The following is a 24,816-nucleotide window of genomic DNA, read 5'->3' on the forward strand; positions in this document are numbered from 1 at the left end:
CTTAAGTGACCGGCATTACGCTTCGGCGTGCCTTTTCAATAGTGAAAACGGGATCAGAGATCAGACTCTTTTGGTTCCCATTTACAGAAATCTTCATTGGCGACCAGCAACAGTTCGTTGCCTTGCGGAGCCGTCAGCCAGGCTAAGCCCAGATTATCATTACTTCGGCTGGCCCGTTTCGCCAGCCAGACCTGTGAACGGACAGTCAGTGCCGGCGTCACCTGCTCACCTGCGCAGGTCGTTATTAACCCTTTGCGCCAGCGTGCCTGGACCAGCCTGACATTCCCTGCCCGCAGCGCATTGCTCAGATCGAGGATTTTTGACGCTTCATATTTATAGCGTTCGATTTCGTCTGACGATAACTTCTCGCGGCGCTCAGGGAGTTGTCGCTGCATAAAGCTAACGTTGCCACCCTCGTCAAAACGCAGCATGACACCCAAATCAGTTTTAGTCGCATGGGTTTCTTTAATCAGGTGCAATTGCCCCTGCTGGAATTCGTATCGGGTAATAATTGTATCGCCGCCGTAATAGGGGCTATAGACGTTGAGAATGGTTTGAGGCTCGTGCTGTGCGCTGTCTTCGCGCCAGAGCCGGTTGATACCTTGATCAGCGACATAGCCGCTGGCAAAGAATAACTCAGGGCCTTTTTTAGAACTGCAACCCACCAGACCGAGCACCAGTAAACCTGCTACCAGTCCGGGGGTGATAAACTGAAGGGCCTTAAAGGCCCCCCCGCTTATTCTTTTCACTGCAAGCAATTACTTAACAGCGTCTTTCAGAGCTTTACCAGAAACGAACGCAGGCACGTTTGCAGCTGCGATTTTGATTTCTTTACCAGTCTGTGGGTTACGACCAGTACGCTCGTTACGATGATTTACCTTGAAAGTCCCGAAACCAACTAATTGTACAGCATCACCTTCTTTCAGAGACTCGGTAATAGCAGACAGGGTAGATTCAAGAGCAACTTTGGCCTGTGCTTTGGAAAGATCAGCTTTGTCCGCAATTACATCAATCAGTTGAGTCTTGTTCATAAGTTATCCTTTACAGTGTGTTTATCGTTTGCAAAGCATCAAGTGCGACGGATATGCCGATTGACAGCACCCTCCTGCATACACGCACCGATAGCCACTTTTTTTACGCCCCCCAAATGTAGACCAGACAGGGTGCGGATGTGAAGCCTTAAGGCACGACAAATCAGGCGTTAAATCACGTTTTCTTGCCTTATTGCGCTAAATTTATGCCAATGTTACTGACAGCAGCTTCACGCAGGTCAGAACGTAACCCTTTTATTAATTCCAGGTCACGCTCCTCACAGTCAGCCAACAGGCGAAAAATCTCCCATTGGATGTCCCATTCTTCTTCAACGGCAGGAATGACTTTGAGTTCTTCATCGGTCATTTCTTTCCCGGCCTGAGTCATTTCCAGCATCGCGACAGTACGAATTGACGTCTCACTGACGGCAACCGCGTGAGACAGCGTTTCGCCACTCAGACGCGAATGAATCAGTTCGCCTAATGCAATACACGCATCAATGGCCGGATAAACCCCATAGATGTCGTAATCATCAGAAGAAGGCACCGCTTCCTCCAGTTTTTCGAGCTGTGAGTCAAAATTGACCTTGGCGTCTTTTACCACCAGCGTTTCCCAAATTAAATCCAGGATGCGGCGGTAAAGCTGTGGTTCGCCAAACCCGGTTTCCAGGCAAAATGCCTGATAGTTCGGATACATGCGTTCACACAAGCTCGCCATAAACGTCACGTGTTGCCAGCTTTCCAGCTTTTCGAGACGTAAATGAATTGGATTACGTAACATGAGTTGATCTCGTTAACTTTTCTGCGCGGGAGTTTACCTGAAATAAATCAATATCCCTATTCCTTGATTCCTAAAGATCATCACTCAACCGTTGCCAGCGTTGAAACGCCGCCCGGTTTGATGCCACAGCATCCGCCCAACGGGTAGGCTCCGGCAGACGATATTGCCTTATGCACTGTTCGACCCAATAAAACGATGAATCCATGCTGATACGATTACCGGGTGAGATGAATAATGGATTACAGCGTAGCTTGCTGCGCCACACCCAGCCAATCTGTTCATCCCCTTCGTACAACGCCTGGCGGCTGTGTAGTTCATCGCCTAATGGCAGGAACTGACCGCATAGACGACTTTTCGCCACACCAATCGTCGGCACGTCGATCATCAGACCAAAGTGACTGGCAACGCCGAGACGGCGCGGATGCGCGATCCCTTGCCCGTCGACAAAAACCAAATCAGGCTGCAATGAGAGTTGCTGCCAGGCTTGCAGCAGTGCGGGAAGTTCGCGGAAGGAAAGGAAACCGGGAATGTATGGCATAACAGTGGGAATGCGGGCAATCTGATATTCCACCAGTTCCAGCGTTGGGTAGCGCAAAACAGCCACCGCCGCACGTGTCACCTCACCGCCCTGTTCGAAACCGACATCCACTCCCGCGATCAACGCGGGAGTGGTAAATCCTGGCGGATCCTGCAGTTCGATCTGATCAGCGAGGATCCTTTGTTCTTCACGTAAAGCACGGGTATCGATCATACCGGGATTTCACTCGTGATATTGCCGGGACAGGCTATGCACCGCTTCCACAAAGGCACCCGCATTTTCCGGCGGGACATCCTGATGAATGCCGTGGCCCAGATTGAACACATGACCATTGCCTTTGCCGAAACCGGCCAGAATGGTCTCCACTTCCTGTTCTATACGCACTGGCGAGGCATACAACATTGAAGGATCCATGTTGCCCTGAATCGCGACTTTGTCACCCACACGACGGCGTGCATCGGCAATATCGGTGGTCCAGTCCAGACCCAGCGCATCGCACCCCGTTGCGGCCATCGCTTCCAGCCACTGACCACCGCCTTTGGTAAACAGAGTCACCGGCACACGACGTCCTTCGTTTTCACGGATCAGACCATCAACAATTTTGTGCATATAGTTCAGGGAGAATTCGCGGTAATCGCGAGGAGTCAACACGCCGCCCCAGGTGTCAAAAATCATCACAGACTGGGCGCCAGCTTTGATCTGTGCATTAAGGTAAAGAATGACGCTGTCTGCCACTTTATCGAGTAACAGATGCATAGTCGCCGGATCGGCGTACATCATCTTTTTGATTTTGGTGAAGGCTTTACTGCTGCCCCCTTCTACCATATACGTCGCCAGCGTCCACGGGCTGCCGGAGAAACCGATAAGCGGTACTTCACCTTGCAGGTTTTTACGGATGGTACGCACGGCATTCATGACATACCCGAGTTCCATTTCAGGATCCGGAACCGGCAGTTTTTCGACATCGGCACGATTCGTCAGTGGTGAAGAAAAACGCGGGCCTTCACCGGCTTCAAAATAGAGCCCCAGCCCCATCGCATCAGGAATGGTCAGGATGTCGGAGAACAGGATCGCCGCATCCAGCGGATAGCGACGAAGCGGCTGCAAAGTCACTTCACAGGCCAGCTCGGCATTCTTGCACAGCGACATAAAATCACCGGCTTCAGCGCGGGTTGCTTTGTACTCCGGCAAATAACGACCAGCCTGACGCATCATCCAGACCGGTGTAATGTCCACTGGCTGACGTAACAAAGCACGCAGGTAACGGTCGTTTTTCAACTCATTCATTCTTGCTCTTTCCTTCAGTATTCGGGCCGCCCGACAATCATCTGACAGCATTCTATCACGTAAAATCGCCTCTACTCTTCGTGTTCGGCACGACAAAGGGCAACGGTGTCTTCAATCAGGCGGCGCGCAATCGTCCCGGGCGGTGGCAACTGCGGCAATGCATCAAAGCGATACCAATTCGCGTTAAGCAACTCTTTCGGGTCATGTTGTATGTCGCCACTGTCGTAATCCGCCATAAATGCCATCATCAGCGAATTGGGGAACGGCCAGGGCTGGGAACTGATGTAACGGACATTTTTCACCCGGATGTTACTTTCTTCCATCACTTCACGTGCCACAGTTTCTTCCAGCGTTTCTCCGACTTCCACGAAACCCGCCAGAACCGTGTGAATACCATTACGATGGCGGACATGCTGCGCAAGCAAAATCTCATCTCCCTTACGGATAGCCACAATGATGCAGGGCGCAATCTGCGGATAATAGCGTTCGCGACAGTGCCCGCAGAGTGCAGCCCACTCGGTTTTGCTGACGTGCATTTCATGTCCGCAGTAACCACAAAACTTGTGAGAACGGTAAAATTCTGACAACTGCACACCACGCCCGACCAACTGGAATAATCCGCGATCCTGATCCAGCAACTGACGGGCGGAAACCATATGGTTTGGCATCGTCTGACGAACCAGCCAGACAGGTTCGCCCTGCCATTCGCCGATCTGCCGCGCTGTTTTACCGGTCAGAGAAAATTGTGCGGCGCTGCCAAACGGCAGTTCACCCTCAGGCAGCCATAGCTTGCCTTCCTGGCTGATGATCCACCAACCGTTGTGTTGCTCAGTAATCTGTAATTCCATAATTGTTGTTGCATAACCTCGTCGGGACTGACAATCTGAGTAAGATATTTACATATTAGTAACTTTTGGTTACTTTTTTTGTCGCTCACGGAGTCAACCATGCTAAATCGTCTGGAAAGACTGACCAACGCGTTGGTGGCAGTAATGAGTTAGTGGATCAATGGCTGCACGCACGCAAAGAACTGCTGGTTTCGTACTGCACTTTCGTCGGTCTGAAACCCAATAAAGAAAAACATACACCTTTGAATGAAAAGGCGCTGGACAGTTTTTGCCATCATCTGGTCGACTATCTTTCTGCCGGGCATTTTCATCTCTATCCACGCATCATTGAAGAAGTCGATGGCGCAGGCAGCCCGAAAAAAGTACAGGCGGCAAAAATCTACCCTGCTCTGGAGCTGAATACTGAAGCTATCATGGCTTTCCATGACAGTTACACAGAAACTGATATTGACGATGATAATGCTTTCGCGTTTCACTATGCATTATCGGATATCGGTGAGGCATTAGATGCCCGTTTTCAACTGGAAGATCAATTAATTATCATGGCTTTTGAGCCAGCCCCGGAGAGTGTGCCACCTTCGGAAAATGAACCTGATCTCGCCAGACCGGCTTAACACGTTGCCACAATAAAACCCTGCTCAGGGTTATGGTTTTACTTGTAGTTTAAAAAAACGCCTCCTATATTGAGGCTTCTTGTCGGAGTGCCTAGCGCATAATTTTCTGTTGAGAATTACGCCAGGCTGAGACCGTTAATTCGGGATCCGCGGAACCTGATCGGGTTAGTACCCGCGAAGGGAACAAGAGTAATGTTATGCGTTCAGCGCAATCAGGCATCTGCCTGCATAAGGCCGCCCGTGCTGCACCGCCCATTTTTACTCCTGCCGTAAACCTCCTGACAAGCAATTTTCCATCACGTTTTTTTGCGAGGAATTTGCTATGTCGAGTACCCAAAAACCCGTTATTTCTGAAAAGAAACCGTCAAATCGCCGTGAACAACGCGCGCAGGCACAATCGTTTATCGACAGCTTGCAGGGCGAAGCTTTCCCCAACTCCCGGCGTATTTATCTTGAAGCTGACCGCGAAGATATCCGCGTGCCGATGCGTGAAATCCAGCTCAGCCCGACGCTGGTCGGCGGCGGCAAAGACAATCCGCAGTTCGAAGAAAACGAAGCAATTCCTGTTTACGACACCGCCGGACCTTACGGTGATCCGGCTGCAGTTATCGACGTGCATACCGGTCTGGGAAAATTACGCGCCCGCTGGATAAACGAGCGTGCGGACACGCAGGAACTTTCACAGGTCAGTTCCGGTTTTACTCAGCAGCGGCTGGCGGATGACGGGCTGGACCACCTCCGCTTCGAACACCTGCCGCGCCCTCGCAAAGCCATTGCGGGTAAAAATGTCACGCAACTGCATTACGCCCGCAAAGGCATCATCACACCTGAGATGGAATTTATCGCCATTCGCGAAAATATGGGGCGTGAACGGATCCGCGGCGAGGTTCTGCGCCAGCAACATCCCGGCGAAAGCTTTGGCGCGCATCTGCCCGCCAGTATCACTGCAGAGTTTGTGCGACAGGAAGTGGCAGCCGGGCGCGCGATTATTCCCGCCAACATTAACCACCCTGAATCAGAGCCGATGATCATCGGGCGTAATTTCCTGGTGAAAGTGAACGCTAATATCGGCAACTCGGCGGTGACATCTTCCATCGAAGAAGAAGTGGAGAAACTGGTGTGGTCGACACGCTGGGGCGCGGACACCGTAATGGATCTCTCCACCGGACGTTATATACATGAAACCCGTGAATGGATCCTGCGTAACAGTCCGGTACCGATCGGCACCGTGCCGATTTATCAGGCCCTGGAAAAAGTGAACGGTGTGGCCGAAGATCTGAACTGGGAAATATTCCGCGATACATTGCTTGAACAGGCCGAGCAAGGCGTCGATTACTTCACCATTCACTCCGGTGTGTTGCTGCGTTATGTGCCGATGACCGCCAAACGCCTGACCGGGATCGTGTCGCGCGGCGGTTCGATCATGGCGAAATGGTGTCTGTCACATCATCGCGAAAGCTTCCTGTTTGAGCATTTCCGCGAGATCTGTGAAATCTGCGCCGCCTATGATGTCTCGCTTTCATTGGGCGACGGCCTGCGTCCGGGTTCGATTCAGGATGCCAATGACGAAGCGCAATTCGCCGAATTACGCACGCTGGGCGAACTGACCAAAATTGCCTGGGAATACGATGTTCAGGTGATGATCGAAGGTCCGGGACATGTGCCGATGCAGATGATCCGCCGCAACATGACCGAAGAACTCGAGCATTGTCACGAAGCCCCGTTCTATACCCTTGGTCCGCTGACTACCGATATCGCGCCGGGTTACGATCACTTTACGTCCGGTATTGGCGCCGCGATGATTGGCTGGTTTGGCTGCGCCATGCTCTGTTATGTCACGCCGAAAGAGCATCTGGGCCTGCCGAACAAAGAAGACGTTAAGCAGGGTTTGATTACCTACAAAATCGCAGCACATGCTGCCGATTTAGCCAAAGGCCATCCCGGTGCCCAAATCCGCGATAACGCCATGTCAAAAGCGCGTTTCGAATTCCGCTGGGAAGATCAGTTTAATCTGGCTCTCGATCCGGCAACGGCACGCGCCTACCACGATGAAACGCTGCCGCAGGAATCCGGCAAAGTTGCACACTTCTGCTCGATGTGTGGCCCGAAATTCTGCTCGATGAAAATCACTCAGGAAGTTCGCGATTACGCCGCTGCGCTTGAAGCCAAAGCCCAGCCAATAGAACTCGTTGAATCCGGTATGGCGCAGATGTCTGCCGAATTCCGTTCGCGCGGCGGTGAGCTTTATCACCCGGCCGATAACCTCAGTTCGGAGAGCAGCAAATGAATCCGTCCTCTCAATCCTTTCCTGCCGTTCCATTCCACCTCGGTTTATATCCGGTCGTTGATACCGTGGAATGGATTGCCCGTCTGCTGGACGCGGGCGTTAAAACACTGCAACTGCGTGTGAAAGATTTGCCTGATGAGCAAGCCGAGCCAGCAATTATTGATGCCATCGCGCTCGGTAAAAAATATCAGGCCCGGTTATTCATCAACGATTACTGGCGTCTGGCGGTCAAGCATCAGGCGTATGGGGTGCATTTGGGTCAGGAAGATCTGGATACTGCCGATCTTGAGGCTATCCGTCAGGCCGGCTTACGGCTGGGCGTTTCCACGCATGACGATGCTGAAATGGCACGCGCTGTCGCGGTGAATCCTTCGTACATCGCCCTCGGCCATATCTTCCCGACGCAGACCAAAGATATGCCTTCGGCGCCGCAAGGGCTGGCAGAACTCACCCGACATGTTAAGAAGCTCGATGGCAGCTTTCCGACGGTGGCCATTGGTGGGATCAGCATCGACCGCGCGGCGTCGGTTCTCGACTGCGGCGTCGGCAGTATAGCCGTCGTCAGTGCCATTACTCAGGCGGCGGACTGGCGTGCAGCGACGGCACAACTGCTGGCCTTATGCGCCAGCAAGGTGCCGCAAGATGCTTAACGATGCGGCTTTTATGCGCTACAGCCGCCAGTTGATGCTGGAGGAATTCGGTCCGCTGGCACAGGAAAAATTACAGGCGGCGAAAGTACTGATTGTCGGCCTTGGTGGCCTCGGCTCTCCCGCAGCCTTGTACCTGGCAGCAGCAGGCGTAGGTAAGCTGATTCTGGCCGATGACGATCAATTGCATATCACCAATCTTCAGCGGCAAATCCTCTACCGTACGGCAGATCTCGATCAGCCCAAAGCCGTTCTGGCAAAGCGTGAACTGCTGCGCCTGAATCCGCTTTGCGAAGCGGTGGCCATCACGGAACGTCTGTCGGGAGAAGCATTGACCCGTGCCGTATCGGACGCCGATATCGTTCTGGATTGCAGCGATAACATGGAAACCCGGCATGCAGTTAATAAAGTTTGTGTGGATGCCGGTAAAACCTTGATCAGCGGCAGCGCCGTCGGATTCAGCGGACAACTTCTGGTTATTGAAGCCCCTTACGCTCACGGTTGTTACGCCTGTTTATATCCGGATCAGGAAACCGTACAGCGCAACTGCCGTACATCCGGCGTGCTCGGCCCGGTGGTCGGTACCATTGGTACATTGCAGGCACTGGAAGCGCTGAAGATTCTGGCTGGTCTGCCTTCTGTACTGAGCGGCAAATTACGTCTGTTCGATGGAAAAACGCAAAACTGGCGTTCACTGCAACTCACGCGTTCATCTGCCTGTGCCATCTGCGGAGGCCACGTGTGAACATTCTGGTCAATGATGAACCACACCAATTCAGTCAACCGCTCACGTTACTAAACCTGCTCAATTTGCTGGCGTTAAACCCTGCAGGCAGCGCACTGGCGGTTAACCAGGTCATTATCCCCCGTGATAACTGGCCAGCTCATTTACTGGAAGACGGTGATGAGATCTTGCTCTTTCAGGCGATAGCCGGAGGCTGACATGTTAAAAATTGCTGATACCACATTCACGTCGCACCTTTTTACCGGAACAGGAAAATTCGCCAGTCCGGCGTTGATGCAACAGGCGCTTGAAGCATCTGGCTCTCAGCTGGTGACTATGGCGATGAAACGCATCGATCTGCGTCGCGGAGGTGATGATATTCTGTCTCCTCTGCAACAGCTCGGCATCCGTTTGCTGCCCAATACATCGGGCGCTAAAACAGCTGAAGAGGCAGTATTTGCCGCACAACTGGCAAGAGAAGCACTGGGCACAAACTGGGTGAAACTTGAAATTCATCCCGACGTAAAATATCTGCTGCCCGATGCCGTTGAAACATTGAAAGCCGCAGAGATTCTGGTGAAACAGGGATTTGTTGTTTTGCCGTATTGCAGCGCAGATCCGGTGCTGTGTAAACGTCTGGAAGAAGCGGGCTGCGCCGCCGTCATGCCGCTGGGTGCGCCGATCGGTTCCAATCAGGGGCTGCAAACCCGTGATTTTCTGCAAATCATCATCGAGCAGGCTCGCATTCCGGTCGTTGTTGATGCTGGCATTGGTGCACCAAGCCAGGCTGCTGAAGCGCTGGAAATGGGGGCCGATGCCGTGCTGGTCAATACGGCGATTGCTGTCGCAGGTGATCCGGTTGCTATGGCAACGGCATTCAGACTGGCCGTTCAGGCCGGGATTATCGCCCGTCAAAGCGGATTAGGCGGCAGACAACGACACGCCAGCGCATCCAGCCCGCTGACCGGTTTCCTCAATACCTCGCAGGTGTTGTCATGAATAACTTCACAGATGTGTGGTCAACGCTGGACTGGGATGATATTTCACTGCGTATCAATAGCAAAACATCCCGTGATGTCGAACAGGCGCTCAGCCGCAACAAAATCAGTCGTGAAGATTTCATGGCATTGATTTCTCCCGCCGCGCTGCCTTACCTGGAACCGATGGCGCAACGCGCGCAACAACTCACGCGCCAGCGATTCGGCAATACGGTGAATTTCTTCGCGCCATTGTATTTATCCAATCTTTGCGCCAACGAATGTACGTATTGCGGCTTTTCGATGAGCAATAAAATCAAACGTAAAACGCTGGACGAAGATGAAATCAGGCGGGAATGCGAAGCGCTGAATGCGCTGGGTTTCAAACATCTGTTGCTGGTCACCGGCGAACATAAGGGAAAGGTCGGCATGGACTATTTCCGCCGTCATTTCCCCGCGATCAGAAGCCATTTCGATTCACTGATGATTGAGGTTCAGCCGCTGCAACAGGAAGAATATGCTGAGCTGAAAACGCTGGGGCTGGATGGCGTGCTGGTTTATCAGGAAACCTATCACGCGCCTACCTATGCTTTGCATCATCTTCGCGGACAGAAACAGGATTTCTTCTGGCGGCTGGAAACACCAGACCGGCTCGGGCGTGCGGGAATCGACAAAATCGGTTTGGGGGCGCTGTTCGGACTTTCTGGCAACTGGAGGACTGACAGCTATATGGTGGCCGAACATTTGTTGTATCTGCAACAAACCTACTGGCAAAGTCGCTATTCGGTGGCGTTTCCAAGACTGCGACCTTGTACCGGTGGCATCGAACCGGCTTCCCTGCTGGAAGAAAATCAGCTGTTACAACTGATTTGCGCTTTCAGAATGCTCGCGCCGGATGTCGAGCTCTCACTGTCGACACGCGAATCTCCCTATTTCCGGGATCACGTTATTCCGCTGGCGATCAACACTGTCAGTGCAGGATCTAAAACACAGCCCGGTGGCTATGCCGATAATCATCCTGAACTTGAACAATTTGCACCGCACGACAACCGTTCACCTCAGCACGTAGCGAACGCATTGACCCGAGCCGGGCTACAACCGGTCTGGAAAGACTGGGACAGTTTTTTGGGGCGCGTCTCGCAGGAAAATGTCGCCGGATGGCAAACAAGTAAACTCTCAGGAATGCAGATTCCATAAAGTAATTTTGCCCCTCGCACCAGCAGGCCAGGAGCATTAATGTGCTTTTGCCACTGCATATTCGCAACTGGCCGGCGCCACTCATCCCGGCGCTGCTTCCAAATAGCCGGAACAGGTTATCGTCCAGTTCCCTGTTCCGGCTCCTCTTTTCAGATCGTTTCAACTCGCACACTTCAGGCAAAAAAAAACCGCTCCCGAAGGAGCGGTTCTATGCGTTTCGACAGAAGACGATTAATCGTCGCTGTTACCGAAACCTGCGTTCAGCAGTTCAGCCAGGTTAGCCGTTGCTTCATCCGCGCTGACTTGCGGTACAACTGGCACTTCGCCTTGTGCTTTACGGCGTGCACGATCCTGGTGATAAGCGTAACCGGTACCGGCTGGGATCAGACGGCCAACGATAACGTTCTCTTTCAGGCCACGCAGTTCATCACGTTTACCCGCAACAGCGGCTTCGGTAAGAACGCGCGTGGTTTCCTGGAACGACGCTGCAGAGATGAAGGATTCGGTCGCCAAAGAGGCTTTGGTGATACCGAGCAGATCACGGGTAAAGGTCGCCGTGATTTTGCCTTCAGCTTCCAGCTGGCGGTTAGCGATTTTAACGCGAGACATTTCTGCCTGCTCGCCTTCCAGGAAGTCAGTGCCACCAGCGCTAACGATGGTGCCTTTACGCAACATCTGACGAACGATAACTTCGATGTGTTTATCGTTAATCTTAACGCCTTGCAGACGGTAAACTTCCTGCACTTCGTTGGTGATGTAGCGGGTAACCGCGTGAACACCACGTAAACGCAGAATGTCGTGCGGAGACTCAGGGCCGTCAGATACGACGTCACCACGTTCCACAACTTCGCCTTCGAACACGTTCAGCTGACGCCATTTAGGAATCATTTCTTCGTAAGCATCGCTGCCATCCAACGGAGAAATTACCAGACGACGTTTGCCTTTGGTTTCTTTACCGAAGGAGATGATCCCGCTGATTTCAGCAAGGATTGCAGGCTCTTTCGGACGACGTGCTTCGAACAGATCAGCAACGCGTGGCAGACCACCGGTGATGTCCTTGGTACCGCCGGATTCCTGAGGAATACGCGCCAGGGTGTCACCAGAGTGGATCTGAGTACCATCTTCCAGCTGAACAATCGCTTTACCAGGCAGGAAGTATTGAGCAGGCATATCAGTACCTGGGATCAATACGTCGTCGCCTTTAGCATCAACGATTTTCAGTGCAGGACGCAGGTCTTTACCGCTACCGGTACGCTCTGCAGAGTCCAGAACCACCAGAGAAGACAAACCGGTCAGGTCGTCGGTCTGGCGGGTAATGGTCTGAGTATCCACCATATCGGCAAAGCGAATGAAACCACTCACTTCACTGATAACTGGCATGGTGTGCGGATCCCAGTTAGCCACGGTTTCGCCGCCGTTAACAGATGCGCCATCACCTTTGCCCATCACGGAACCGTAAGGCACTTTATAGCTTTCTTTGGTACGACCGAATTCGTCGATCAATTTCAGCTCAGTGTTACGGGAAGTGATAACCAGTTTGCCGTTAGAGTTGCTAACATGCTTGTGGTTGCTCAGCTTAATGGTACCGGTGTTCTTAACCTGAATGCTGGATTCTGCTGCCGCACGAGATGCCGCACCACCGATGTGGAACGTACGCATCGTCAGCTGGGTACCCGGCTCACCGATGGACTGTGCTGCAATAACACCGATCGCTTCACCTTTGTTGATGATGTGACCACGTGCCAGGTCGCGACCGTAGCAGTTTGCACACACACCAAAGTCGGTTTCGCAACTTACGACTGAACGTACTTTCACACTGTCGACAGAGTTCTCTTCTAACAGATCACACGTCTTCTCGTGAAGCAGGGTGTTACGTGGAACCAGGATATCCGCCGTACCCGGCTTGAGGATATCTTCTGCAGTCACACGACCCAGCACACGTTCACGCAGTGGTTCTTTAACGTCGCCACCTTCGATGACAGGAGTCATCATGATGCCTTCGTGAGTACCACAGTCGTCTTCGGTCACGACCAGATCCTGTGCCACGTCAACCAGACGACGGGTCAGATAACCGGAGTTAGCCGTTTTCAGTGCGGTATCCGCCAAACCTTTACGAGCACCGTGAGTAGAGATGAAGTACTGGAGTACGTTCAGACCTTCACGGAAGTTCGCGGTGATTGGCGTTTCAATGATGGAACCATCTGGTTTCGCCATCAGGCCACGCATACCAGCCAGCTGACGAATCTGTGCAGCAGAACCACGCGCACCGGAGTCGGCCATCATAAAGATACTGTTGAAGGAAACCTGCTGTTCAACAACACCGTCACGGTTGACGACGTCTTCAACAGACAAGTTTTCCATCATTGCCTTAGCAACACGTTCGTTGGCCGCAGCCCAGATGTCGATCACTTTGTTATAGCGTTCGCCAGCAGTGACCAGACCAGACTGGAACTGTTCCTGGATTTCAGCAACTTCGGTTTCTGCTTCTTCGATGATCTCTGCTTTCTTCGCAGGGATTACCATGTCATCGATACCTACTGACGCGCCTGAACGGGCAGCGTAAGCAAAACCGGTGTACATGATCTGGTCAGCAAAAATAACGGTCGGCTTCAGGCCCAAAATGCGGTAACAGGTGTTCAGCATTTTGGAGATAGCTTTTTTGCCCAGAGGCTGGTTGACGATCGAGAACGGCAGACCTTTTGGCACGATCATCCACAGGATGGCGCGACCGACAGTCGTGTCGATAATCGACGTCTTGTGCGTAACTTCGCCTTCGGTATTTTTGATCTCTTCGGTGATACGCACTTTGACACGCGCATGCAGAGAGGCCAGACCGCCGCGATAAATACGCTCAGCTTCTTTAGGACCAGTCAGAACCATGCCTTCGCCTTTGGCGTTAACACAGTCACGGGTCATATAGTACAGACCCAATACAACGTCCTGAGAAGGAACGATGATTGGCTCGCCGTTCGCAGGTGACAGGATGTTGTTGGTAGACATCATCAACGCACGCGCTTCCAGCTGGGCTTCCAGCGTCAACGGTACGTGAACAGCCATCTGGTCACCATCGAAGTCGGCGTTATATGCCGCACAAACCAGCGGGTGCAGCTGGATTGCTTTACCTTCGATCAGAACCGGTTCAAACGCCTGGATGCCCAAACGGTGCAGGGTTGGTGCACGGTTCAGCAGTACCGGGTGTTCGCGGATAACTTCGTCCAGGATATCCCAAACGACAGCTTCTTCGCGCTCAACCATTTTCTTAGCGGCTTTGATGGTGGTGGCCAGGCCACGCAGTTCCAGCTTGCCGTAAATGAACGGTTTGAACAGTTCCAGTGCCATTTTCTTCGGCAGACCACACTGGTGCAGACGCAGGTATGGACCTACGGTGATAACGGAACGACCCGAGTAGTCGACACGTTTACCCAGCAGGTTCTGACGGAAACGACCCTGTTTACCTTTAATCATGTCTGCCAGAGATTTCAGCGGACGCTTGTTAGAGCCGGTGATTGCACGACCGCGACGGCCGTTATCCAGCAAAGCATCTACCGCTTCTTGCAGCATACGTTTTTCGTTACGTACGATGATGTCTGGCGCAGCCAGATCCAGCAGGCGTTTCAGACGGTTGTTACGGTTGATAACGCGACGATACAGATCGTTCAGATCTGACGTTGCGAAACGGCCGCCGTCCAACGGAACCAATGGACGCAAGTCTGGCGGCAGTACCGGCAGCACAGTCAGGATCATCCACTCTGGTTTGTTACCAGACTGAACGAACGCTTCCAGCAGCTTGATACGCTTGGTCAGCTTCTTACGTTTGGTTTCGGAGTTGGTTTCGTTCAACTCTTCACGCAGTTGCTCGCACTCTGCTTCCAGGTCCATGTTTTTCAACAGAGCCTGAATTGCTTCCGCACCCATCTTCGCGTCGAACTCATCACCAAACTCTTCCAACGCATCCAGATACTGCTCTTCAGTCAGGATCTGGCGTTTTTCGAGGTTAGTCATGCCGCCTTCGATAACCACATAGGATTCGAAGTACAGAACACGTTCGATGTCACGCAGTGGCATATCCAGCAGCAAACCGATGCGCGATGGCAGCGATTTCAGGAACCAGATGTGTGCAGTCGGGGAAGCCAGTTCGATGTGGCCCATACGCTCACGGCGTACTTTAGTCTGGGTCACTTCAACGCCGCACTTCTCGCAGATCACGCCGCGATGTTTTAAACGCTTGTACTTACCGCACAGGCATTCGTAGTCTTTTACTGGTCCGAAAATACGGGCACAGAAAAGGCCGTCACGTTCTGGTTTGAACGTACGGTAGTTAATGGTTTCTGGCTTCTTAACTTCACCAAAAGACCAAGAACGGATCATGTCTGGCGATGCCAGAGCAATTTTGATCGCATCAAACTCTTCGGTCTTAGTTTGCGCTTTCAGAAACTTTAGTAAGTCTTTCACGGATTGGCTCCCGTCGGGTTAGACCTGTTAGGCACCTGGTCTGTATTGATTAACAGGCAGGTGCCCCTGTGATCAGTGCGAATTCGAGTACTTACTCGTCTTCCAGCTCGATGTTGATACCCAGAGAACGGATTTCTTTCAACAGTACGTTGAAGGATTCCGGCATGCCTGGTTCCATACGATGATCGCCATCTACGATGTTTTTATACATCTTAGTACGGCCATTCACGTCATCGGACTTAACAGTCAGCATTTCCTGCAGGGTATATGCGGCACCATATGCTTCCAGTGCCCACACTTCCATCTCACCGAAGCGCTGACCACCGAACTGAGCTTTACCACCCAGCGGCTGCTGAGTAACAAGGCTGTAAGAACCGGTAGAACGCGCGTGCATCTTATCGTCAACAAGGTGGTTCAGTTTCAGCATGTACATGTAGCCGACGGTAACCTGACGCTCGAATTGCTCGCCGGTACGGCCGTCAAACAGTGTGATCTGACCAGAGGTTGGGATTCCGCCCATTTCAAGCAGTTGCTTGATCTCTGTCTCTTTCGCACCGTCGAAGACTGGTGTCGCGATTGGCATACCTTTTTTCAGGTTCTCAGCCAGACGCAATACTTCGTCATCGGTAAAGGTGGTCAGATCCACTTTCTGACGTACGTCGTCGCCCAGATCATAGGCACGCTGGATGAACTCGCGCAGCTTAGAAACTTCTTCCTGTTTCTTCAGCATGGCATTGATTTTTTCACCAATACCTTTCGCGGCCATACCCAGGTGGGTTTCCAAAATCTGACCAATGTTCATACGTGATGGAACGCCCAGCGGGTTCAGTACGATATCAACAGGAGTCCCGTTTTCATCGTAAGGCATATCTTCGATCGGGTTGATCTTGGAGATAACACCTTTGTTACCGTGGCGGCCTGCCATTTTGTCACCAGGCTGGATTTGACGTTTAACGGCCAAATACACTTTAACGATTTTCAGCACACCTGGTGCCAGATCATCGCCCTGAGTGATTTTACGACGCTTAGCTTCGAGTTTTTTCTCAAACTCGGATTTCAGTTCGTCGTACTGTTCAGCAAGCTGTTCCAACTGATTCTGTTTGTCTTCGTCAGTCAGTGACAGTTCTAACCAACGATCGCGAGGCAATTTGCCCAGCTTGTCAGCTTCAACACCGCCAGCAACCAGCGCAGACTGGATACGTGCAAACAGACCGGCTTCCAGGATCTGCAGTTCTTCAGTCAGGTCTTTCTTCGCCTGCTTCAGCTGCATCTCTTCGATTTCCAACGCACGCTTGTCTTTTTCCACGCCATCGCGGGTGAAGACTTGCACGTCGATAACCGTACCGGACACGCCGTTTGGTACACGCAGAGAAGAGTCTTTAACGTCAGACGCTTTCTCACCGAAGATCGCACGCAGCAGTTTCTCTTCCGGCGTCAGCTGGGTTTCGCCTTTAGGCGTTACCTTACCCACCAGAATGTCACCACCGGTCACTTCAGCACCGATATAAACGATACCGGATTCATCCAGTTTGGAGAGCGCAGCTTCACCCACGTTAGGGATGTCAGCGGTGATCTCTTCAGGCCCTAACTTGGTGTCACGGGACACACATGCCAGTTCCTGGATATGGATGGTCGTGAAGCGGTCTTCCTGCACAACACGTTCGGAGACCAAGATGGAGTCTTCGAAGTTGTAACCGTTCCAAGGCATGAACGCGACACGCATGTTCTGACCCAGAGCCAGTTCGCCAAGATCTGTAGACGGACCATCTGCCAGCACGTCGCCGCGCTCGATTGGCTCGCCCAGATTCACACACGGCATCTGGTTGATGCAGGTGTTCTGGTTAGAACGGGTGTATTTGGTCAGGTTATAAATGTCGATACCTGCTTCGCCCGGGTACATCTCTTCTTCGTTAACACGAATAACGATACGGGATGCATCCACGTACTGAACAATACCGCCACGTTTGGCTACGGCAGTCACACCGGAGTCAACCGCTACAGCACGTTCCATACCAGTACCAACCAGCGGCTTATCAGCGCGCAGAGTCGGAACTGCCTGACGTTGCATGTTCGCACCCATCAATGCACGGTTGGCGTCATCGTGTTCCAGGAATGGAATCAATGAAGCACCAACGGATACAACCTGTTGGGTGGAAACGTCCATGTAGTCAACCTGATCGCGGCTGAAGAGGCTTGATTCGCCTTTGCTACGACAAGTGACCAGGTCTTCAATGAAGCGCCCTTCTTCGTCCAGGTTGGAGTTCGCCTGAGCGATTACGAAGTTGCCTTCTTCAATGGCAGACAGATAGTTGATTTCATCAGTCACCAGACCATCACGCACGCGACGGTAAGGGGTTTCCAGGAAACCGTACTCATTGGTCTGTGCATAGACAGACAAGGAGTTGATCAGACCGATGTTTGGACCTTCTGGCGTTTCGATTGGACATACGCGGCCGTAGTGAGTCGGGTGTACGTCTCGAACTTCAAAGCCAGCACGTTCACGGGTCAAACCGCCCGGGCCCAATGCAGAGATACGACGCTTGTGCGTGATCTCGGACAACGGGTTGTTCTGGTCCATAAATTGTGACAACTGGCTTGAGCCGAAGAATTCTTTCACCGCAGCCGAAATCGGCTTAGCGTTGATCATATCCTGAGGCATCAGTGTGTCGAGGTCGCCCAGAGAAAGACGCTCTTTAACAGCACGCTCAACACGAACCAGACCAACACGGAATTGGTTTTCAGCCATTTCGCCGACGGAACGAATACGACGGTTGCCCAAGTGGTCGATATCATCCACTTCGCCCTGGCCGTTACGAATGCCGATCAGCTTTTTCATTACCTGAATGATGTCGTCTTTGCTCAGGATACCTGAACCTTCGATTTCATCACGCAACAGAGAACGGTTGAACTTCATACGACCTACAGCAGACAGGTCGTAACGATCTTCAGAGAAGAACAGGTTCTCAAACAGGCTTTCCGCCGCTTCACGCGTTGGTGGCTCACCAGGACGCATCATTCGGTAGATCTCAACCAGTGCGCTCAGGCGATCGCTGGTTGGGTCGACGCGAATGGTCTCGGACATGTACGCGCCATGATCGAGGTCATTGGTGAACAGCGTTTCAATGGTTTTGTGACCGGACTGGCTCAGTTTAGCAAGCAGGTCCAGAGACAATTCCATGTTAGCCGGGACGATCAGCTCACCGGTATTGGTGTCGATGTAGTCTTTAGAGACCACTTTCCCTGCGATGTATTCAACAGGAACTTCGATGCGCTGAATTTCGTCTTTTTCAAGCTGACGAATATGACGGGCAGTGATGCGGCGGCCTTTTTCTACATAGACTTTGCCGTCAGCTTCGATATCAAAGGAAGCTGTTTCACCACGCAGGCGCTCAGGTACCAGTTCCATCTGCAACTTGTTGTCGCGGATCTGGTAAGTCACCTTGTCAAAGAACAGGTCAAGGATCTGTTCAGTCGTGTAATTTAATGCACGCAGAATGATGGTCGCAGGCAATTTACGGCGACGGTCAATACGTACAAACAGGTTGTCTTTCGGATCAAACTCGAAATCTAACCATGAACCGCGGTAAGGGATGATACGCGCGTTATAAAGCACTTTACCCGAAGAGTGGGTTTTACCCTTATCGCTGTCGAAGAATACGCCCGGACTACGGTGCAGCTGAGATACGATAACCCTCTCAGTACCGTTAATCACAAAGGTACCATTTTCGGTCATGAGCGGAATTTCGCCCATATAGACTTCTTGTTCCTTGATGTCTTTGACCGTACCTTCTGGTGCTTCACGTTCGTAGATTACCAGGCGCAGTTTTACGCGCAGTGGCGCGGAGAACGTCACACCACGGATCTGGCATTCTTTAACGTCGAATACAGGCTCACCAAGACGGTAGCTAACGTATTGCAGCTCAGAGTTACCGCTGTAGCTCTTGATAGGGAATACAGAACGGAATGCAGCTTCCAGACCGTACTGGCCTTCCGGATCTTGCTCGATAAACTTCTGGAACGAGTCAAGCTGGATAGAAAGGAGATATGGAATGTCCAAAACTTGTGGACGTTTACCAAAATCCTTACGAATGCGTTTTTTCTCGGTATAGGAGTAAACCATAGGGTTCCTCAGCTCGCTGATCAGTGACCCAATCTTGTCTGCCCTGAGAAGGACAGTTCATGCAACACCGTTTATGTCGACCGGAAAGCAGAAACGCTTCCCGCAATATCTGTTTTCTACCACTCTTAAATCATTTCGTTGTGCGTTATCTGTAGATGAGCTACAGCAAGAGGCAACAATATATTAAGGCGTCTATAGAAAGAGATATTAGAGTAGTTCAGTGCTCAAACAGTGTGAAACACCACTGACACTCTATAGCGCAAAAAGGCTGGTGACTAAAAAGTCACCAGCCATCAGCCTGTTAGGACAGGCTGCACTCCGGGAAGTTAAACTTACTTAACTTCAACAGAAGCACCAGCTTCTTCCAGAGATTTTTTCAGAGCTTCAGCGTCGTCTTTGCTGATGCCTTCTTTCAGAGCTGCTGGAGCAGACTCAACCAGGTCTTTCGCTTCTTTCAGACCCAGGCCAGTCGCGGTGCGAACAGCTTTGATAACTGCAACTTTGTTCGCGCCAACAGCGGCCAGAACAACGTCGAACTCAGTTTTTTCTTCAACAGCTTCAGCAGCAGCAGCAGGACCTGCAACAGCAGCAGCAGCAGAAACGCCGAATTTTTCTTCCATAGCGGAGATCAGTTCAACGATTTCCATTACAGACAGAGCTGCAACGCCTTCAATGATTTGTTCTTTAGTGATTGACATTTCAAGTGTTCCTAGAATTCAGAAATAGTTTATACGTAAGCAAATGAACGAGATAAAAAAGGCTGATTAAGCAGCTTCTTTCTGATCGCGTACAGCAGCCAGAGTGCGAACCAATTTGCCTGCAGAGGCTTCTTTCATGGTTGCCATCAGGCGTGCGATTGCTTCTTCGTAAGTAGGCAGAGTTGCCAAGCGGTCAATTTGAGCCGCAGAGATAAACTCACCTTCAAAGGCCGCAGCTTTAACCTCAAATTTTGCATTCGCTTTAGCGAAATCTTTGAACAAACGGGCAGCAGCGCCTGGGTGTTCAGTAGAGAATGCAATCAAGGTTGGACCGACAAACGTGTCTTTCAGGCACTCAAACTGAGTACCTTCCACGACGCGACGCATCAAGGTGTTGCGAACAACACGCATGTAAACGCCAGCTTCACGACCTGCTTTACGCAGTTCAGTCATTTTATCTACAGTTACGCCACGAGAATCCGCAACAACCGCAGACAGCGCGCCTTTGGCTACTTCGATGACTTCAGCAACAATCGCTTGTTTGTCTTGAAGATTTAATGCCATTAGCTTTTTGCTCCTGGATTTAGCCGGGGAACCCCCCCGGAACTCACATCACTTGTCATCGAGAATCGATAATAAGCGTTCAAACACGGTGAGCAGAGAATCCAGCAAAGACAAATCTTAATTCTTTATAAAAAAGACAAAGAAATATTTTCTTCAGGCTCTGTCACCGTCTACGCAGGAAGGATTAAGCCCCTTTCAGGGCACCTGCGGTCTTGGACGGAGGTCTGGATAGGCCAGACTCCAACCGAAAAATCTTGGTTTCGCATTAACGAAACAACGGGCCATAGATTCTAGACAAATCTATCGCCCGCGTAAAGCGATAAACGTCAGCAGTTAATTAGCTAACTGTTGCGCTCAGGCCGCTTTGATCAACAGAAAGACCCGCACCCATGGTAGTGGACAGGCTTACTTTCTTGATGAAAACGCCTTTAGCCTGGGAAGGCTTCGCTTTTTTCAGAGCGACCAACAGAGCTTCCAGGTTTTCTTTCAGCTTGTCGGATTCGAAATCAACCTTACCGATAGTGGTATGGATGATGCCGTTTTTGTCGTTACGGTAACGAACCTGGCCTGCTTTAGCGTTCTTAACCGCTTCAGCAACGTTAGGTGTTACAGTACCAACTTTCGGGTTAGGCATCAGACCGCGTGGGCCCAGAACCTGACCTAATTGGCCAACAACGCGCATTGCATCTGGAGATGCGATAACAACGTCGAAGTTCATTTCGCCTTTTTTGATCAGGTCAGCCAGATCTTCCATACCTACCAGTTCAGCGCCTGCAGCTTTAGCAGCTTCAGCGTTTGCACCTTGGGTGAAGACGGCAACGCGAACAGAACGACCGGTGCCGTGTGGCAGTACGGTTGCGCCGCGAACGTTTTGATCTGATTTACGAGCGTCGATGCCGAGGTTAACAGCAACGTCAACGCTTTCTACGAATTTAGCAGTGGCCAGCTCTTTGAGCAGAGCAACGGCTTCGGTGATGTCATACTGTTTAGTAGCATCAACTTTGTCACGGATCACGCGCATGCGCTTGGTCAGCTTAGCCATTTATTAATCCTCCACTACCAGGCCCATGGAACGAGCAGTACCTTCGATGGAGCGAGTCATCGCTTCAACGTCAGAACCAGTCATGTCCGCAGCTTTGGTTTCTGCGATTTCACGAACCTGAGCACTCGTTACTTTACCCACTTTGTCTTTGTTCGGCTTGCCGGAACCAGACTTGATACCAGCCGCTTTCTTCAGCAGTACTGCTGCAGGAGGGGTTTTGGTAACAAAGGTGAAAGAACGGTCAGAATAAACAGTAATAACAACAGGAATTGGCAGGCCTTTTTCCATGCTATCAGTCTTAGCATTGAACGCCTTACAGAATTCCATGATGTTCACGCCTTGTTGACCCAGAGCTGGACCAACTGGCGGACTTGGGTTTGCCATACCAGCTGCAACTTGCAGCTTAACGTAGGCTTGTACTTTCTTGGCCATGGTAAATATCCTCGTTTGGGTGATATCGCCTGTTTGAAGAGGCTCCCCGTTATTTACAGTACTTTGTTCTTTGTAATTTATGTGCTGAGACTGCACATAAAAACAAAAGGCGCGAAATTATAGTTCAATTTCGCGCCTTGTACAACATCTGTTCTAATGAATGTTTAGAACGTTGTTGTTAGCCTTTTTCAACCTGACCGAAGTCCAGTTCAACCGGTGTTGCACGGCCAAAAATGGAAACAGACACTTTCAGGCGACTTTTCTCGTAATCAACTTCTTCGACCACACCATTGAAGTCCGCAAACGGACCGTCATTAACACGTACCAGTTCACCTGGTTCGAACAACGTTTTAGGACGTGGTTTATCACCCACTTGTTGCAGGCGATTCATGATCGCATCAACTTCTTTATCGCTGATTGGTGCAGGACGATCTGACGTTCCGCCAATGAAGCCCATAACACGAGGAACGCTGCGAACTAAGTGCCAGCTGGCGTCATTCATCACCATCTGTACCAGCACATAACCTGGGAAGAATTTACGTTCGCTTTTACGGCGCAGGCCACCACGAATCTCAACCACTTCTTCGGTTGGAACCATGACTTCACCAAACAGTTCTTCCATGTCATGTAATTTGATGTGCTCACGCAGCGATTGTGCTACGCGGCCTTCAAAGCCAGAAAACGCCTGAACGACGTACCAACGTTTTTTAGGTGCTTCAGACATTAGAACCTCAAGCCAGTAATGAAAGATACCAGGCGGACTAAAATACCATCCAGCCCCCACAGAATCAGTGACATAACGGCAGTTACCGCAGCAACGATCAGTGTGGTATGCAATGTTTCCTGGCGCGTTGGCCAAATGACTTTACGTACTTCAGTACGCGCTTCACGAGCAAACGCGACCGTCGCCTTGCCTTTAGTGGTCAGTAAAGCCACTGCGCCTGCAATTGCGATAATAACAACTACGGCTAACGCGCGTAACGGCAGGCTGTATGCACGGTAATAATAGTTACCGACAATAGCTACAACCAACAAAACGGCAACAATCAGCCACTTTACCGCTTCCAGGCCGCGCCCGCTCCCTTGAGCCTCGGTATTCGCACTCATAAACCAACCCGTCACAATGATTCAGAACAAACAACTTTGCCTCGCATTGCGAGGCAAACCAAACCGATCGATGCTCTACTTGAGCGCAATTCGGTGTTTTACGCTATATCTCAGAGCCTATCTCACCAGTGATTATGACGTATAAATCGCTGATGAGATAGGTTCTAGCGCCACAGCGTAGAAAAAAGGGCATCGAATGATGCCCTTTTAGTGTGTATTACGTCAACGAATAGTGACAAAAAACTATCAGCGATTAAGCGATAACTTTAGCAACAACACCAGCACCAACAGTACGGCCGCCTTCACGGATTGCGAAACGCAGACCATCATCCATCGCGATTGGGTGGATCAGGGTAACAACCATGTTCACGTTGTCACCAGGCATAACCATCTCAACGCCTTCTGGCAGTTCGATAGTACCGGTCACGTCAGTTGTACGGAAGTAGAACTGTGGACGGTAGCCTTTGAAGAATGGAGTATGACGACCACCTTCATCTTTGCTCAGGATGTACACTTCGGAATCAAACTTGGTGTGTGGTTTGATTGAACCTGGTTTAGCCAGAACCTGACCACGTTCGATATCTTCACGTTTGATACCACGCAGCAGAACACCAACGTTCTCACCAGCACGGCCTTCGTCCAGCAGTTTGCGGAACATTTCAACGCCAGTACAAGTAGACTTAACAGTGTCCTTGATACCGACGATTTCAACTTCTTCGCCCACTTTAACGATACCACGCTCTACACGACCGGTAACAACTGTACCACGTCCGGAGATGGAGAATACGTCTTCGATTGGCAGCAGGAATGGCTTATCGATAGCACGCTCTGGCAATGGAATGTAGCTGTCCAGTGCTTCTGCCAGTTCGATGATTTTCGCTTCCCAAGTAGCATCGCCTTCCAGTGCTTTCAGCGCTGAACCTTTGATGACCGGGATGTCGTCGCCTGGGAATTCGTAAGCAGACAGAAGTTCACGAACTTCCATTTCTACCAGTTCCAGCAGCTCTTCGTCATCTACCATGTCGCATTTGTTCATGAACACGATCATGTATGGAACGCCAACCTGGCGACCCAGCAGGATGTGCTCACGAGTCTGAGGCATAGGGCCGTCAGTTGCAGCAACAACCAGGATAGCGCCGTCCATCTGTGCAGCACCGGTGATCATGTTTTTCACGTAGTCGGCGTGCCCTGGGCAGTCAACGTGCGCGTAGTGACGAGTCGGGGTGTCATATTCAACGTGAGAAGTGTTGATGGTGATACCACGAGCTTTTTCTTCTGGTGCGTTATCGATCTGGTCGAATGCGCGTGCAGAACCGCCGTAGGTTTTAGCCAGAACGGTAGTGATTGCTGCAGTCAGGGTAGTTTTACCGTGGTCAACGTGGCCGATAGTACCAACGTTAACGTGCGGTTTGTTACGTTCAAATTTTTCTTTAGACACGGCTATATTCCTTACTCTTGTGCTCTCCCTTC

At 51.2% G+C, this 24,816-nt stretch carries 21 protein-coding genes, 1 pseudogene and 1 riboswitch; of the genes and pseudogenes, 7 read left to right on the forward strand and 15 right to left on the reverse strand.

Annotated features, from left to right (window positions below):
• Positions 1-53: 53 nt before the first annotated feature.
• From UC14_RS13325 to nudC, 6 genes are all read right to left on the reverse strand, one after another.
• Positions 54-740: a DUF1481 domain-containing protein gene (locus UC14_RS13325; protein WP_370447469.1), complete on the reverse strand. Its 687-nt coding sequence runs from the start codon at positions 738-740 to the stop codon at positions 54-56.
• 18 nt (positions 741-758) lie between these two features.
• Positions 759-1,031: a nucleoid-associated protein HU-alpha gene (gene hupA / locus UC14_RS13330; protein ID WP_013577396.1), complete on the reverse strand. Its 273-nt coding sequence runs from the start codon at positions 1,029-1,031 to the stop codon at positions 759-761.
• 190 nt (positions 1,032-1,221) lie between these two features.
• The gene (locus UC14_RS13335; RefSeq protein WP_013577397.1) at positions 1,222-1,812 is read right to left on the reverse strand and encodes a YjaG family protein; all 591 of its coding nucleotides are present in this window, start codon (positions 1,810-1,812) and stop codon (positions 1,222-1,224) included.
• A gap of 70 nt (positions 1,813-1,882) precedes the next feature.
• Positions 1,883-2,563, reverse strand: a complete 681-nt coding sequence (nfi, locus tag UC14_RS13340; protein WP_037035724.1) for a deoxyribonuclease V — start codon at positions 2,561-2,563, stop codon at positions 1,883-1,885.
• Between the two features lie 9 nt (positions 2,564-2,572).
• Positions 2,573-3,637 carry a uroporphyrinogen decarboxylase gene (gene hemE / locus UC14_RS13345; protein ID WP_013577399.1) on the reverse strand — a complete coding sequence of 355 codons (1,065 nt, stop codon included), beginning with the start codon at positions 3,635-3,637 and terminating at the stop codon, positions 2,573-2,575.
• A gap of 71 nt (positions 3,638-3,708) precedes the next feature.
• A complete protein-coding gene (gene nudC / locus UC14_RS13350) occupies positions 3,709-4,485 on the reverse strand; it encodes an NAD(+) diphosphatase (RefSeq protein ID WP_013577400.1) in 777 nt (258 codons plus the stop codon).
• A 99-nt stretch (positions 4,486-4,584) separates the two neighbouring features.
• Between nudC and rsd the strand changes: the two are divergent.
• The 7 genes and pseudogenes from rsd to thiH all read left to right on the forward strand — a co-directional run bounded on the left by rsd (position 4,585) and on the right by thiH (position 10,931).
• Positions 4,585-5,099: pseudogene (rsd, locus tag UC14_RS13355) on the forward strand (sigma D regulator).
• A 73-nt stretch (positions 5,100-5,172) separates the two neighbouring features.
• Positions 5,173-5,299: riboswitch (TPP riboswitch) on the forward strand.
• Positions 5,300-5,421: 122 nt separating this feature from the next.
• On the forward strand, positions 5,422-7,386 hold the full coding sequence (thiC, locus tag UC14_RS13360; RefSeq protein ID WP_112197869.1) for a phosphomethylpyrimidine synthase ThiC: 1,965 nt from the start codon (positions 5,422-5,424) through the stop codon (positions 7,384-7,386).
• Positions 7,383-8,036 carry a thiamine phosphate synthase gene (gene thiE / locus UC14_RS13365; RefSeq protein WP_013577403.1) on the forward strand — a complete coding sequence of 218 codons (654 nt, stop codon included), beginning with the start codon at positions 7,383-7,385 and terminating at the stop codon, positions 8,034-8,036. Before thiC ends, thiE begins: the two co-directional genes overlap by 4 nt.
• A complete protein-coding gene (locus tag UC14_RS13370) occupies positions 8,029-8,778 on the forward strand; it encodes a HesA/MoeB/ThiF family protein (RefSeq protein ID WP_112197870.1) in 750 nt (249 codons plus the stop codon). The genes thiE and UC14_RS13370 overlap by 8 nt, the downstream gene beginning before the upstream one ends.
• Complete coding sequence (thiS, locus tag UC14_RS13375) at positions 8,775-8,975, forward strand: sulfur carrier protein ThiS (RefSeq protein WP_037035715.1); 201 nt, start codon at positions 8,775-8,777, stop codon at positions 8,973-8,975. Before UC14_RS13370 ends, thiS begins: the two co-directional genes overlap by 4 nt.
• A 1-nt stretch (position 8,976) precedes the next feature.
• Positions 8,977-9,756, forward strand: a complete 780-nt coding sequence (locus UC14_RS13380) for a thiazole synthase (RefSeq protein WP_013577406.1) — start codon at positions 8,977-8,979, stop codon at positions 9,754-9,756.
• Positions 9,753-10,931, forward strand: a complete 1,179-nt coding sequence (thiH, locus tag UC14_RS13385) for a 2-iminoacetate synthase ThiH (RefSeq protein ID WP_013577407.1) — start codon at positions 9,753-9,755, stop codon at positions 10,929-10,931. The genes UC14_RS13380 and thiH overlap by 4 nt, the downstream gene beginning before the upstream one ends.
• A 231-nt stretch (positions 10,932-11,162) precedes the next feature.
• On the opposite strand, the gene rpoC is transcribed toward thiH, so the two are convergent.
• From rpoC to tuf, 9 genes are all read right to left on the reverse strand, one after another.
• Positions 11,163-15,383 (reverse strand): DNA-directed RNA polymerase subunit beta', encoded by a 4,221-nt coding sequence (gene rpoC / locus UC14_RS13390; protein WP_013577408.1) that lies wholly within the window; start codon positions 15,381-15,383, stop codon positions 11,163-11,165.
• A gap of 91 nt (positions 15,384-15,474) precedes the next feature.
• A complete protein-coding gene (gene rpoB, locus UC14_RS13395) occupies positions 15,475-19,503 on the reverse strand; it encodes a DNA-directed RNA polymerase subunit beta (protein ID WP_013577409.1) in 4,029 nt (1,342 codons plus the stop codon).
• A 332-nt stretch (positions 19,504-19,835) separates the two neighbouring features.
• A complete protein-coding gene (gene rplL, locus UC14_RS13400; protein WP_013577410.1) occupies positions 19,836-20,201 on the reverse strand; it encodes a 50S ribosomal protein L7/L12 in 366 nt (121 codons plus the stop codon).
• 66 nt (positions 20,202-20,267) lie between these two features.
• The gene (rplJ, locus tag UC14_RS13405; RefSeq protein WP_013577411.1) at positions 20,268-20,765 is read right to left on the reverse strand and encodes a 50S ribosomal protein L10; all 498 of its coding nucleotides are present in this window, start codon (positions 20,763-20,765) and stop codon (positions 20,268-20,270) included.
• Positions 20,766-21,102: 337 nt separating this feature from the next.
• Positions 21,103-21,807 (reverse strand): 50S ribosomal protein L1, encoded by a 705-nt coding sequence (rplA, locus tag UC14_RS13410; protein ID WP_013577412.1) that lies wholly within the window; start codon positions 21,805-21,807, stop codon positions 21,103-21,105.
• Between the two features lie 3 nt (positions 21,808-21,810).
• Positions 21,811-22,239 carry a 50S ribosomal protein L11 gene (gene rplK, locus UC14_RS13415; protein ID WP_013577413.1) on the reverse strand — a complete coding sequence of 143 codons (429 nt, stop codon included), beginning with the start codon at positions 22,237-22,239 and terminating at the stop codon, positions 21,811-21,813.
• A gap of 178 nt (positions 22,240-22,417) precedes the next feature.
• Positions 22,418-22,963 carry a transcription termination/antitermination protein NusG gene (nusG, locus tag UC14_RS13420; protein WP_013577414.1) on the reverse strand — a complete coding sequence of 182 codons (546 nt, stop codon included), beginning with the start codon at positions 22,961-22,963 and terminating at the stop codon, positions 22,418-22,420.
• The gene (gene secE / locus UC14_RS13425) at positions 22,963-23,346 is read right to left on the reverse strand and encodes a preprotein translocase subunit SecE (RefSeq protein WP_013577415.1); all 384 of its coding nucleotides are present in this window, start codon (positions 23,344-23,346) and stop codon (positions 22,963-22,965) included. Before secE ends, nusG begins: the two co-directional genes overlap by 1 nt.
• Before the next feature lie 253 nt (positions 23,347-23,599).
• A complete protein-coding gene (gene tuf / locus UC14_RS13430) occupies positions 23,600-24,784 on the reverse strand; it encodes an elongation factor Tu (protein WP_013573670.1) in 1,185 nt (394 codons plus the stop codon).
• Positions 24,785-24,816: the final 32 nt, after the last annotated feature.

It is taken from the genome of Rahnella sp. NRRL B-41462, from assembly GCF_003263525.1.
Lineage (GTDB): Bacteria > Pseudomonadota > Gammaproteobacteria > Enterobacterales > Enterobacteriaceae > Rahnella > Rahnella aceris.